This window comes from uncultured Flavobacterium sp., assembly GCF_963922255.1.
Taxonomy (GTDB): Bacteria; Bacteroidota; Bacteroidia; order Flavobacteriales; family Flavobacteriaceae; genus Flavobacterium.
In genome coordinates this window covers 18,729-31,859 of record NZ_CAWUIC010000018.1, presented here as the reverse complement: position 1 = coordinate 31,859, position 13,131 = coordinate 18,729, and the positions used below count along the sequence as shown (strand labels likewise).

The following is a 13,131-nucleotide window of genomic DNA, read 5'->3' as shown; positions in this document are numbered from 1 at the left end:
ATTTTGCAATTATATATTATCAATTAGAAAAAAAAATCATGTTATTTTTATTAACTATAAAAAAATAGTGTTTAAAAAATAGCAAATTAATAGTAATTACTAAATATTTACAAATGAGTTGGTTTAGTCTTTTTAATCTAAATTTTTAAAAAAATATAATCCAATATCATTCCATAACTCCTAATATTTTATTTAATTTGTAGAAACAACTACAACTATAATGCAATTCAATACTCAAGAAACAGACGAAAAACTGTTATATAAACTACTTACTGGTACTATAATTCCTAGACCAATTGGCTGGATATCAACCGTTGACAAAAATGGTATTAATAATTTGGCTCCTTTCTCCTACTTCAACATGGTTTCAAGTGATCCACCTTGTGTGATGTTTTCTACCAGAAGAGATAACAACAAAAATAAAGACACACTAAATAATGTGTTAGAAACCGAAGAATTTGTGGTGAATTTAGTGACTCATGAAATTGTTGAACAAATGAACGCAACTTCAGCTGCTGTTGCTTCAGATATAGATGAATTTAAACTAGCAGACCTTACTCCTATTGACTCGGTAATGGTTAAACCCAAAAGAGTTAAGGAAAGTTTAGTTCATTTTGAATGTGAAAAAATACATCATTATTTTATTGACAATGATTCTAATGGAGGTGCTTGTGTAGTAATCGGAAAAATCAAACTTATTCATATTGACGATTCAATTCTTTTGGAAAACAATTATATAAATCTTGACAAATACAAACCTGTTGCTCGTTTAGCAGGTTCAAATTATGGTACATTGGGAGAAATTTTCTCTATAAAAAGAGCCTAAAATGACAACAAATCAATTAGAAATCGAAGTAGCCATGCAAATTCAAAAACCGATTCATGAAGTTTTTGAAGCTATTGTGAACCCTGAGAAAATGGCTAATTACTTTATTTCGGAAAGTACAGGAAAAATGGAAGAAGGAACAGAATTAATCTGGAAATTTCCTGAATTTGATTTCGATTGTCCTGTTCGTATTGGTAAAATTGAAAACAACAAATATATTTCCTACTCCTGGATGATGGAAGAACAAGAACTGTTCGTTGAAATGACATTGACAGAGAAAGAAAACAACTCTACACTAGTCTCAATCACAGAAAAAAGTATGGAAAACAATGAAAAAGGGTTAAACTGGCTCTCTGGAAATTCTTTTGGATGGTCCAATTTTCTTTCTTGTTTGAAAGCATATCTAGAATACGGAATTAATTTAAGAAAAGGAGCTTTTGATTTTATGAGAAAAGAAAATCAATGTTCTTAAAAGAACAAAATCGAATATAGAACATTGAGAAAAGATTTTTTTAATTTCTTAAATTTCTCAAATCTGTGTTCCAAAAAACAAAAAATCCTGAAATAAATTCAGTATAAAAATGAAAATAACAGTAATTGGTGGTGGTCCAGGGGGACTATATTTTTCGATATTAACCAAAAAAGCAATGCCTGATTGCCAAATCGATGTTTACGAACGCAATCGTCCAGACGATAGTTTTGGGTTTGGTGTAGTTTTTTCGGATGAAACTTTAGGAGAATTCTTGAAAAAAGACATGAAATCCTATGAGTTAATTCGAAGCAAATTTGCCTATTGGGATGATATTATCATAGCTCGTGATGGAAAAGAAGTCAGTATTGCTGGAAACGGTTTCTGTGGCTGTTCTCGTAAAACTTTATTACAATTACTGCACCAACGTTGCCAAGAAGAAGGTGTAAATCTGCATTTTGAAGCTAATGTAGACGATTTAAGCCAATTTTCTGATTCTGATGTAATCGTAGCTTGTGATGGGATTTCAAGCCAAATAAGAACCCAATTTGAAAGTGATTTTGGAACCAAAGTCGAATTAAAGAAAAACAAATTCGTTTGGATGGGTTCAACAAAACCTTTAGATGCATTTACTTATTTTTTCAAAGAAACCGAACATGGTACTTTTGCAGCTCACACTTATCAATACGAAGAAGGTATGAGTACATGGATTTTTGAATGTGCTCCAGAAACTTGGGAGAAATTCGGATTTGATACTTTCAATGAAGAAGACACGGTTCAAAAATTACAAGAATTATTCAAAATAGAATTAGATGGACATGGCTTAATTACCAATAAATCGCATTGGAGACAATTTCCTCATGTAACTAACGAGAATTGGTACCATAATAATATAGTTTTATTAGGAGATGCAAAAGCAACAGCCCACTACTCTATTGGTTCTGGAACAAAATTAGCTATGGAATCAGCAATTGCTTTATCGGATGCAATTCTTCAAAATCCAAATGATATTCAAGCTGCTTTTCAAAACTATGAAAAATCAAGGAGAAATATTGTAGAAATGATTCAATATGCTGCCAATGTTTCCTTAGATTGGTTTGAAAATATGGATCGACACATCCAACATCCTTTTTACCAATTCGCTTTTGGATGCATGACACGTTCTAAAAAAGTGACCTACGAAAACCTACAAATTCGAGATAAATCATTTACGGATAAAGTTTTGCTAGAATTCAATTCAAAAAATAATTGTCACACTGAGCCTGTCGAAGGGCCTGCAGCTTTCTCAACCTTCAAACTTCGTGATTTAGAACTGCAAAACCGAATCGCAATGTCTTCAATGGGACAATATTCAGCAGAAAATGGATTGGTGAACGATTGGCATTTCCAACATTATATTTCTCGTGCCATTGGAGGTTTGGGATTAATTTTAACCGAAATGACTGCTGTTTCAGAAAATGGACGCATAACTTTAGGTTGTGCTGGTATATATAATGAAAATCAAATAGTTGAATGGAAACGAATTAATGATTTTATTCATCAAAACACACAAACAAAAATCGGAATTCAATTAGGCCATTCAGGTCGAAAAGGGGCTACAAAAAAACCTTGGGAAACCGAAGATTTAAAAGATAAATGGGAATTACTTTCTGCTTCTCCTATTCCCTTCAATGGTAACTTTCCAACACCAAAAGAAATGGCATTGGAAGACATGGATTTGGTTTGTGAGCAATTTGTTCTAGCCACAAAAAATGCTGATAAAGCTGGATTTGACATGATTGAATTACAAGCACATCACGGATTTTTACTAGCTTCATTCCTTTCACCTTTAACAAATATTCGTACAGATGAATTTGGAGGAAGTATTGAAAACAGATTAAAGTTTCCTTTACGAGTTTTCAAGACAATGCGAAATGTTTTCCCGAAAGAAAAACCAATGTCAGTTCGAATTTCAGCAACAGATTGGGCAGCAAATGGAATTTCTGAAGAAGATGTTTTAACTATCGCAACCGCTTTCAAAAACGCTGGAGCAGACATTATTAATGTTTCTACAGGAAATACTGTAGCGCATCAAAAACCACAAACAGGTAGAATGTGGCAAACTCCTTTTTCAGACACTATTAAAAATACAGTTCACGTTCCAACCATAACTGCAGGTTACATTCAAGATATTGACCAAATAAACACTATAATTCTTAACGGAAGAGCTGATTTAGTAGCATTAGGCAGACCTTTACTATTAGATCCATATTTCGTTAGAAATGCTCAAGCTTACGAAAAATTTCAAGCAGAAGACATTTCAAATCAATACAAAATGGGAATTTCGCATTTATATCCATTAAAAGCTTCTGACAGAAAACAAAATGAAGGCATGAAAAAAGCATTGAAACCGAAAAGCAATAAGAAATAATTACGAATTAGGAATTAGGAATTATGAGACATTACGAAGACAATTTCGCTCACGATAATCTACCAAGCATAGACTTACAACCTGATTATTTGTGTGATTTACCTCAATTTGAACATCCTGAAATGCTAAATTGTGTCGAACGTTTGTTGGACAATCATGTTAAAAACGGAAATGGTGATGCCATTTGCATTCGAACATTTGAAGAAACTTGGACTTATAATGACTTATACAAAAAAGCCAACCAAATTGCTAATGTTTTAGTGGATAATTTAGGTTTAGTTTCTGGCAATCGTGTTTTGTTACGTTCAGCGAATAATCCCATGATGGTCGCTTGTTGGTTTGCTATTTTAAAAGCTGGTGGAATTGTCGTAGCAACTATGCCTCTACTTCGTGCCAAAGAATTAACAACCATAATAGATTGTGCAGAAATATCAATTGCAATTTGTGACAGTGATTTAGCCGATGAAATGAACCAAGTAAATTCAAATTTTCTACAAAAGAAAAGCTTTTACAGAAATGGTGATTTAGACAAACTAATGACCACAAAACCTAAGACTTTTGATAATTACCATTCTAAAGCAGATAGTGTTTGTTTAATTGGTTTCACATCAGGAACAACTGGTTTGCCAAAAATGACAGCTCATTATCATAAAGATGTTTTGAATATTTGTGAAGCTTTTCCAGTTTATTCCTTACAACCTAAAAAAGAGGATATTTTCATAGGAAGTCCACCATTAGGCTTTACATTCGGATTAGGTGGATTGGTTTTATTTCCAATGTATTTCGGAGCTTCTACTTTCTTAATCGAAAAACCGAGTCCAGATTTGCTTTTAAAAGCTATTGAAGAATATAAAATAACGATTTGTTTTACAGCACCTACAGCTTGGAGGGTTTTAACCACAAAATTAAATGAATTCAATGTTTCCAGTTTACGAAAATGCGTTTCAGCTGGAGAAACTTTGCCTTTACAAGTTTGGCAAGATTGGTATGATGCAACAGGTTTAAAAATCATTGACGGAATTGGTGCAACCGAAATGCTGCATATTTTCATTTCATCCAACGAAGAAAATATGGTTCCTGGAGCAACAGGTTTACCCATTTTAGGATATGAAGCTAAAATTATTGATGAAAACGGAAACGAACTTCCAGCAAATCAACCAGGGAAATTAGCTGTAAAAGGAATTACAGGTTGTAAATATCTAAATCGAGAAGAAAAACAAAGAGCTTACGTTCAAAACGGTTGGAACATTACGGGTGATATATTTAAAAAAGACGAAAAAGGGTACTTTTGGTTCATAGCTCGAGGTGATGATATGATTATTTCTTCAGGCTATAATATTGCGGCAATTGAAGTAGAATCCGTACTTTTAACCCATGAAGATATATTAGAATGTGCTGTTGTAGGTTTACCTGATTCAGAACGAGGAATGTTGGTTTGTGCGCATATTGTGTTGAAAGAAAAAGATAAAGCTTCTGATGAATTAACAAAATCTATTCAACAGTGGTTCAAAGATGTAGCGGCACCTTACAAATATCCAAGAGTAATAAATTATTTAGATACCTTACCCAAAACAGAAACAGGTAAAATTCAAAGATTTAAATTAAAATAATTTCAAGTTTGTCATTCTGAACTCGTTTCAGAATCTAAAAAATAAAAAATGAGAAAAACCTTTTTAGTAGTTAGTTTCACATTTCTATCACTTACAGCCATATTAACTTATGTGAATTGGAAGTTCAGTTTCCTATTACTCATATTAATTCCATTAATTATTATGGGATTGTACGATATGTATTTTTCAGATAGAACCATTCGAAGAAACTTTCCATTATTAGGACGTATGCGTTATATTTTATCGGCTATTGGTCCAGAAATGCGTCAATATTTCATTGAAACAGACACAGATGGAAAACCCTTTAATCGTCTACAAAGAAATATAGTGTATCATAGAAGTAAAAAAGAAGTAGATTCTATGCCTTTTGGAACACAATTAGACGTTTATGATGATGGTTATGAGTGGATTAATCATAGTATTCGTTCCATTCCTTTTTCGGAAGCACAACACAAACCTAAAGTTAAAATTGGTTCTTCACAATGTACAAAGCCTTACGAAGCTAGTTTATTTAATATAAGTGCCATGAGTTTTGGTTCTTTGAGTAAAAATGCAATTATAGCTTTGAATGAAGGTGCTAAAAGAGGTGGTTTTTTTCATAATACTGGTGAAGGTGGATTATCTCCATATCATTTACAAGGTGGTGATGTGGTATGGAACATAGGAACAGGTTATTTCAGTTGTCGAAATTTTGATGGCACGTTCAATGTAGATGAATTTGAAAAAAGAGCCATTTTAGACCAAGTAAAAATGATCGAAATCAAGTTCTCACAAGGTGCAAAACCTGGTCATGGAGGAATTTTACCTAAAGAAAAAGTAACCGATGAAATTGCAGCAATTCGTTTAGTAAATAAAGGACATGACATTATTTCTCCACCAACTCACTCCGCTTTCACTACTCCATTAGAGTTAATGGATTTTATAAAATTGTTGCGAGAAAAGTCAGGAGGAAAACCTATTGGAATAAAGATTTGCATTGGAAACAAGTCAGAGTTTATAGCTATTTGCAAAGCCATGGTTGAAACAGAAACGTATCTAGATTTCGTTAGTGTGGATGGTGGTGAAGGTGGAACTGGTGCTGCTCCACAAGAATATTCAGATCATGTGGGAATGCCTTTGAGAGATGCAGTTGCTTTTGTTCATGATGCTTTGAACGGATTTGGAATTAAAAATCAAATCAAAATCATAGCTTCAGGTAAAGTCATAACAGGATTTGACATTATTAGAAATCTATCGTTAGGAGCAGATTTATGTAATTCAGCGAGAGGAATGATGTTTGCTCTAGGTTGTATTCAAGCATTAGAATGTCATGCAAACACTTGTCCAACTGGAGTTGCCACGCAAAATCCATCCTTAATGAAAGGATTAGTTCCAGAAGATAAAAGCATACGTGTAACACGATTTCAACAAGAAACTGTTAAAAGTGCTGTAGATTTAATGGCGTCAGCCGGAATAATGCATCCCGATTTAGTGACTAGAGACGTAATTACAACAAGAATCGATAGAAACAAAGTAGAAACCTTTGCACAAATTTTCCCAGATTTAGTAACTGGTTGTTTGTTAAAAGAAGAAACTGTTCCTCAAGATTTTTTGTACTTTTGGAAAAGAGCCAGTGTAGAGAAGTTTTAGAAGCTAATCCAGCTATCCACTATATCTTTTTTATCTCGTTTTTGAACGAGACAAAAAAGGATGCCGTTCCTATCTGGGCTAGACCATTAATAAAGAGAAGTAAATAGTTATAAAAATCCGTGCTAATCAGTGTAATCTGTGGCAAAAAAATAAAAGAATGAATCAAATATTCACAAAACAAGAAAAAATCAAATTCAAGCATGTCGATTATGCTGGAATTGTCTTTTATCCAAGGTTTCTAGAAATGCTAAACGATTTAGTAGAAGATTGGTTTGAAGAAGCTTTAGAAAGACCCTTTTCAAAAATGCATGAAACCAATGGTATTCCAACAGTTGATTTAAAAGTTCAATTCAAAAAAGCAGCTCGTTTAGGAGAAATACTAACAAAAAAACTTTGGGTAAAAAATCTTGGAGGAGCATCCATTCTTTGCGGATTTATATTTGAAGATGAAGAAGGAAAAACCTGTTTAGAAGGAGAAGTTACTTTAGTAAACGTAGCTTTCAATGAAAATAGAAATGATATAAAAGCCGAATCTTTTTCAGAAGAAATGAAAGAAAAAATTTCAGAATATATTCAGTCTTAATACTTAATACTCCAACCTTAATACAATTATGGACTTCAAAAAATTCAAAGCCGCAACCGTACAAACTTCACCCATTTTTCTTGATGTAGAAAAAACTATTGAAAAAGCTATTGGTTTCATCAAAGAAGCTAGTCAAAATGGAGCGACATTAATTGCTTTCCCAGAAGTTTTTGTAGCAGGTTATCCTTATTGGAATTGGATTATGACACCTGTACAAGGTAGTAAATGGTATGAGAAATTATACAAATGTTCTGTAAAAACGGATGATGCTTCTATGCAACCTTTATTTCAAGCCGCTAAAGATTTCAATATGCATATCGTAATTGGAATTAACGAACGTGGAAATTCGTATGGAGAAATTTACAACACCAATCTAATTATTGATAACACTGGAAAACTTATCGGAAAACATAGAAAACTCGTTCCAACTTGGGCTGAAAAGTTAACTTGGTCTTCAGGTGATGGTTCTTCGTTAAAAGTTTATGATACTGAAGTTGGACCAATTGGAACATTAGCTTGTGGAGAAAACACTAATACTTTGGCACGTTTTACGCTACTTTCTCAAGGAGAATTAGTGCATATTGCCAATTACATTTCCTTACCAGTTGCTCCACCCGATTACAATATGGCTGAAGCGATTAAGATTAGAGCAGCAGCACATTCCTTTGAAGGAAAGTTATTTACAATTGTATCTTGTTCAACAATTTCAAAAGAAATAATGGATGCTTTACGCGAAGATGTTCCGAATGTGGATGAAGTATTAACACGCAAAAATTCTGCTTTTTCAGGATTTATTGGTCCTAATGGAGCAACTATCGGAGAACCTCTAATCGATGACGAAGGAATTGTTTATGCGGAAATTGATTTAGAAAAATGCATCCAACCCAAACAAATGCACGATATTTTGGGACATTACAACAGATTCGATATCTTTGATTTACGAGTAAATATTGCTCCAACTCGAAAGATTACGTTTATCGATAATCATGAGAAATTTAATAAGAAATAACAAACCTGACAGGTTTCCAAAACCTGTCAGGTTTAAATCATAAACCATGAACGAAAACCATTCAGACGATCAATACGGAAGAGCTAGAGTTCAAGATTCTGATGAACTTAAAGCCTATTACAAAGAATTAGAATCCTTAGGAGCTGGTGCTTTATGGACAGTTGCCAACGATATCGAACCATGGGAACCAAAGTCCAATTCAGTTCCTATGTTATGGAAATATGATGATTTACGGGATTTAGTTTTAAAATCATCCGAATTAGTCACACCAGAACAAGCAGGAAGACGAGTAGTTTATTTAGTAAACGATAAGCGAAAAGACGTTGCAGCTGCTGTAGGTTGGTTGTATTCTGGAATACAAGTTACGCGTCCAGGTGAAAGTACTTCGGCTCACAGACACAAGGCTTCTGCCCTACGTTTTATAATGGAAGGTGAAGGAGGTTACACAGTTGTGGATGGGAACAAAATCACATTTGAAGTCAACGATTTTGTAATTACACCTAATTCCACTTGGCACGAACATGGAGTTGATGCTAGTGGGAAAACTTGTATTTGGCAAGATGGTTTAGATATTCCGTTAGTCAATGCTTTAGAAGCTAACGATTATGCCGTTTATGATGGCAAACAACCTTTGGAAGTGCCTTTAAATCATTCACCAATAAACTACGGAACAGCTGGAATCATTCCCGCAGATAAAGTTTGGAACAAACCTTATTCTCCATTGTTCAAATATTCTTGGAAGAAAGTCTATCCAGCTTTGGTAGAAGCTGCTCAAATTAATGAAATCAATCCTTTTGATGGAATTTTTATGCAGTATTCCAATCCATTAACAGGTGGACATGTGATGCAAACCATGGGAGCTTCCATGCAATTATTACCAGCAGGATTTAAAGGAAAAGCCCACAAACACACAGGTTCATTTGTGTATCAATGTGCCAAAGGAAAAGGTTATTCTATCATAGACGGAAAACGCTACGATTGGAAAGAACGTGATATTTTCTGTGTTCCTTCATGGGCTTGGCACGAACACCATAATTTATCCGAAACTGAAGACGCTTGCTTATTCAATTTCAACGATTTACCTGTAATTGAAAAACTAGGCTTATTCCAATCAAGAGTGTTAGAAGAAAATAATGGAAATCAATTGCAATAATAATTTCAAAAAAAACAAAACTTAATGAACCTTAATACCTTTATGGTTTAAAAATAAAATATGAAACTACTTACTTACAAAACACAAGATACAGAACCAAGACTAGGATTCATCCACAACAACTTAGTTGTCGATATGGAAGATTTTGGAAACATTTGCAACTTCCCATTACCAGATGATATGTTGGATTTAATTGATTTAGGTTATGAAATCATTGAAGAAATCAACAATTTAATTGAAGATACTCGCGAAGTTGACTTTGAAGAAATATCGTATAAAATGGACGAGGTTACGTTCCTTGCACCTATTCCAAAACCTAGAAAAAATGTAATCGGAATTGGTTTAAATTATACAGAACACGTCGCTGAAAGTGCTCGTACATTAGACACTTCTAATGAGTTGCCACAACAACCTGTTATCTTCTCAAAACCTCCAACAACAGTTACAGCAACCAATACAAATATTTTATTAAATAGAAAACTAACTAATCAATTAGACTGGGAAGTAGAATTGGCCGTAATCATCTCAAAAAAAGGAAAATACGTTTCTAAATCTGAAGCAATGGATTATGTATTTGGTTATACAGTAATCAACGATATTTCAGCAAGAGATTGTCGTCGTTCCGGACAATGGATTGTTTCTAAAGGGCAAGATACATTTGCACCAATGGGACCCATTTTAGTAACCAAAGACGAAATAGAAAACCCACACAATTTGAATTTGTCATTGACTGTAAATGGCGTTGAAAAACAAAATTCAAACACTAAATTCATGCTCTTCAACATCAATGATTTGATTGAAGATTTAAGTACAGTTTTCACCTTAGAAGCTGGAGACATCATAGCAACAGGAACACCAGCAGGAGTTGGAGCAGGAAGAAATCCACAAGAATGGTTAAAAGATGGTGATGTAGTGAAATGCACTGTGGAAGGAATTGGTTCAATAGAAAATACAGTTAAGGAAATATAAAATAGTGTTCAGTGCTCAGTTTTTAGTTTTCAGATAAAATCTTTGCGAACTTTGCGAAATACTTAGCGTCTTTGCGTTAAAATAAATCAAAATGAAAAAATACAGAATAGGCCAAATAGTTCCATCCTCAAACGTAACGATGGAAACCGAAATACCAGCAATCTTCCGTTCGAGAGAAACTATACTTCCAGAACGCTTTACCTTTCATAGCAGTAGAATGCGAATGAAAAAAGTAACGAAAGAAGAATTGGAAGCAATGGATGCTATGAGTTTAAAATGTACACAAGAATTATCAGATGCTCATGTTGACGTTATGGGTTATGCTTGTTTGGTTGCTATTATGAGTATGGGAAGAGGTTATCATTGTGTTTCAGAAGTGAATTTACATCAAGAAACCATAGCAAATGATTTCCCTACTCCTATTGTAACATCAGCGGGAGCTTTGATTAACGGTTTAAAAGTTTTAGGTGCGAAACAAATTTCGATAATTACACCTTACATGAGACCTTTAACGGATATGGTTGTAGATTACATTGAAAATCAAGGTATTAAAGTAAAACAAAGCATTGCTTTGGAAATTCCAGATAATTTGGAAGTTGCGGCTCAAAATCCAATGAATTTATTGGAAATCTACAAACAATTAGACTTGACTGATGTTGATGTTTTAGTAGCTTCTGCTTGTGTGCAAATGCCTTCTTTGGAAGCCATTGATTTAATTCAAGCGGAATGTGGAATTCCTGTGACTTCAGCAGCAGTTTGTACGACTTATGAAATGATGAAAAAAATCGGAATTGAAGCAAAATCTGCTATTGGTGGAGAATTGTTAAATGGGAAGTATTAATAATGAAAAAGCATCAGCATAAAATATTCTTTATCTTTTTTGTAATATTAGGTGTTTCTCTGTTACAATTTTTTGGTTTGTATTTTGTGTTCTGTGTTCCTTTATTAATTATCGCATTTGTAATCAATGTAAAGTATTTCAAATGAGAAAAATATTTTATTTCATATTTTTAATAAATTCAATTACTTATTCTCAAAAAATAAGAAGTGAAATAGATTCAATCGTAAGTCAACTTGTGAATTCTGAAATGGAATATTTTGAAACAGATTTTGAGTTTAATAATGTTTCGAAATTCAATGAACTAAAAGAAAAAGCAACCACAAAAGAATTAATTCAATTATCAAAATCAAAAAATAATCAGATTAAAGCATTAGCATTAATTGCTTTAGTTGAATTGAAATATAAAAATTTAAACCAACTACTTAAAAAAGCATTAAATGATGAACATAAAATTTATATAAAAGAAGGTTGTATTGTTTCTCAAGAATCTTTTGCTTATTTATTATATGATAGAGTTTCTAATCAACATTATTATAATAAGCTAGACAAAGAAGATTTAAATTATTATAATTCAAAAACAAAAGATTTTAATCACATAATCATTTCAAACAAAAATAACTATTCGCTTTTGGGTTATGCTTTGTACAATAATAATGCAGATGTTTCAAACTACAGTAAAATCAGAAAATTAGCTTTCAATGACCAAAATGATGTTGCTATATTAGCATTAGCAGCCTACAAAAACAAAAAAGACATTCCAAAGTTCATACAATTAAGAGAAAAAGCTTTTGAGGCTATTGCTGTCTTTAATGATGAATCATTTTGGGATTTTTTACTTTCTTATAAAAATGTTGAAAAATCTGAAAATTATTTTAAAGCAATTGCCAGCTTTCAAAATGAAAAGTCAAAGAATTTATTATATGAAATAATCAATTATAAAGAAAATGACAGTATTATAAATAAGGTGTTTAAATCCACTTCAAAATACTATTCTTCACTCTATTTAGATTTGTACAAAGAAATTTTTCAGAGAAAAGGATATATAAATACCAAAATTGCTAAGAAACTAATTGAAAATAACCCAATTGAAGCATCAAATATATTTTCAGAAAAATTACTTTCTAAAGATCCTATTTATGTTTATTATGAAGATTATAATGCAAATGAATTATTTGAAATTTACCCGTTAATTTTATCTATAATTAAAGACAATAACTATTCAAAATTAGAAAATATTTGTATCAATAGAATTAAATTAATGGATTCTTTCAGTATGCAAGCTTTCTTAGAAATAGCAGAAAAGGAAAAATTTATTGATACTAGTGAAGTTATATTAGAAAGACTAAAAAATAAAAATACAGCATTTAACTATTTTCATTTAAGTAAAACTATTTTTTCTTTTCAAAATGAAAAGGATATCAAAATTGTTTTAGAAATTCTAAAACACAATGAAAAAGATTGGAATTGGGGCAATTGGTCTGATTCTTTTAATGAATTATTTAAATCTTATAATTTAAACCTATGAAAAACCTAATCGCATTCTTCGCTGCCTTATTTACTGCCAAAAAAGCCAAATTGGGTTGCTTTGGAACAGTTATCCTTTTTATAGTTGTGTATTATGTGGTTAAGAAC

General features: G+C 32.5%; 11 protein-coding genes. All 11 read left to right on the top strand.

Features of this window, described 5'->3' with window-relative positions:
- The first annotated feature begins 220 nt into the window (after positions 1–220).
- Positions 221–826 (top strand): flavin reductase family protein, encoded by a 606-nt coding sequence (locus tag AABJ49_RS12870; RefSeq protein WP_338378692.1) that lies wholly within the window; start codon positions 221–223, stop codon positions 824–826.
- A gap of 1 nt (position 827) precedes the next feature.
- Positions 828–1,298, top strand: a complete 471-nt coding sequence (locus AABJ49_RS12865; RefSeq protein WP_338378691.1) for an SRPBCC domain-containing protein — start codon at positions 828–830, stop codon at positions 1,296–1,298.
- Positions 1,299–1,407: 109 nt separating this feature from the next.
- Positions 1,408–3,705, top strand: coding sequence for an FAD-dependent monooxygenase (locus AABJ49_RS12860; protein ID WP_338378690.1), 2,298 nt, complete (start codon positions 1,408–1,410; stop codon positions 3,703–3,705).
- Between the two features lie 23 nt (positions 3,706–3,728).
- Positions 3,729–5,315, top strand: a complete 1,587-nt coding sequence (locus AABJ49_RS12855) for an AMP-binding protein (RefSeq protein WP_338378689.1) — start codon at positions 3,729–3,731, stop codon at positions 5,313–5,315.
- Between the two features lie 48 nt (positions 5,316–5,363).
- Positions 5,364–6,944, top strand: coding sequence for an FMN-binding glutamate synthase family protein (locus AABJ49_RS12850; protein WP_338378688.1), 1,581 nt, complete (start codon positions 5,364–5,366; stop codon positions 6,942–6,944).
- 157 nt (positions 6,945–7,101) lie between these two features.
- Positions 7,102–7,527, top strand: coding sequence for an acyl-CoA thioesterase (locus AABJ49_RS12845; protein ID WP_338378687.1), 426 nt, complete (start codon positions 7,102–7,104; stop codon positions 7,525–7,527).
- Between the two features lie 28 nt (positions 7,528–7,555).
- Positions 7,556–8,536, top strand: a complete 981-nt coding sequence (locus tag AABJ49_RS12840) for a carbon-nitrogen hydrolase family protein (protein ID WP_338378686.1) — start codon at positions 7,556–7,558, stop codon at positions 8,534–8,536.
- A gap of 46 nt (positions 8,537–8,582) precedes the next feature.
- The gene (locus AABJ49_RS12835) at positions 8,583–9,689 is read left to right on the top strand and encodes a cupin domain-containing protein (RefSeq protein WP_338378685.1); all 1,107 of its coding nucleotides are present in this window, start codon (positions 8,583–8,585) and stop codon (positions 9,687–9,689) included.
- 60 nt (positions 9,690–9,749) lie between these two features.
- Positions 9,750–10,658, top strand: coding sequence for a fumarylacetoacetate hydrolase family protein (locus AABJ49_RS12830; RefSeq protein WP_338378684.1), 909 nt, complete (start codon positions 9,750–9,752; stop codon positions 10,656–10,658).
- Between the two features lie 91 nt (positions 10,659–10,749).
- A complete protein-coding gene (locus AABJ49_RS12825; RefSeq protein WP_338378683.1) occupies positions 10,750–11,499 on the top strand; it encodes an Asp/Glu racemase in 750 nt (249 codons plus the stop codon).
- Between the two features lie 142 nt (positions 11,500–11,641).
- Positions 11,642–13,024: a hypothetical protein gene (locus AABJ49_RS12820; protein WP_338378682.1), complete on the top strand. Its 1,383-nt coding sequence runs from the start codon at positions 11,642–11,644 to the stop codon at positions 13,022–13,024.
- The last annotated feature ends 107 nt before the right edge of the window (positions 13,025–13,131 follow it).

Excerpts from the sequence above, each read along its gene's own strand:
- AABJ49_RS12870 (WP_338378692.1), top strand. The coding sequence starts at position 221 with ATGCAATTCAATACTCAAGAAACAGACGAAAAACTGTTATATAAACTA.
- AABJ49_RS12865 (WP_338378691.1), top strand. The coding sequence starts at position 828 with ATGACAACAAATCAATTAGAAATCGAAGTAGCCATGCAAATTCAAAAA.
- AABJ49_RS12840 (WP_338378686.1), top strand. The coding sequence starts at position 7,556 with ATGGACTTCAAAAAATTCAAAGCCGCAACCGTACAAACTTCACCCATT.
- AABJ49_RS12820 (WP_338378682.1), top strand. The coding sequence starts at position 11,642 with ATGAGAAAAATATTTTATTTCATATTTTTAATAAATTCAATTACTTAT.
- AABJ49_RS12830 (WP_338378684.1), top strand. The coding sequence starts at position 9,750 with ATGAAACTACTTACTTACAAAACACAAGATACAGAACCAAGACTAGGA.
- AABJ49_RS12855 (WP_338378689.1), top strand. The coding sequence starts at position 3,729 with ATGAGACATTACGAAGACAATTTCGCTCACGATAATCTACCAAGCATA.
- AABJ49_RS12825 (WP_338378683.1), top strand. The coding sequence starts at position 10,750 with ATGAAAAAATACAGAATAGGCCAAATAGTTCCATCCTCAAACGTAACG.
- AABJ49_RS12845 (WP_338378687.1), top strand. The coding sequence starts at position 7,102 with ATGAATCAAATATTCACAAAACAAGAAAAAATCAAATTCAAGCATGTC.
- AABJ49_RS12860 (WP_338378690.1), top strand. The coding sequence starts at position 1,408 with ATGAAAATAACAGTAATTGGTGGTGGTCCAGGGGGACTATATTTTTCG.
- AABJ49_RS12850 (WP_338378688.1), top strand. The coding sequence starts at position 5,364 with ATGAGAAAAACCTTTTTAGTAGTTAGTTTCACATTTCTATCACTTACA.
- AABJ49_RS12835 (WP_338378685.1), top strand. The coding sequence starts at position 8,583 with ATGAACGAAAACCATTCAGACGATCAATACGGAAGAGCTAGAGTTCAA.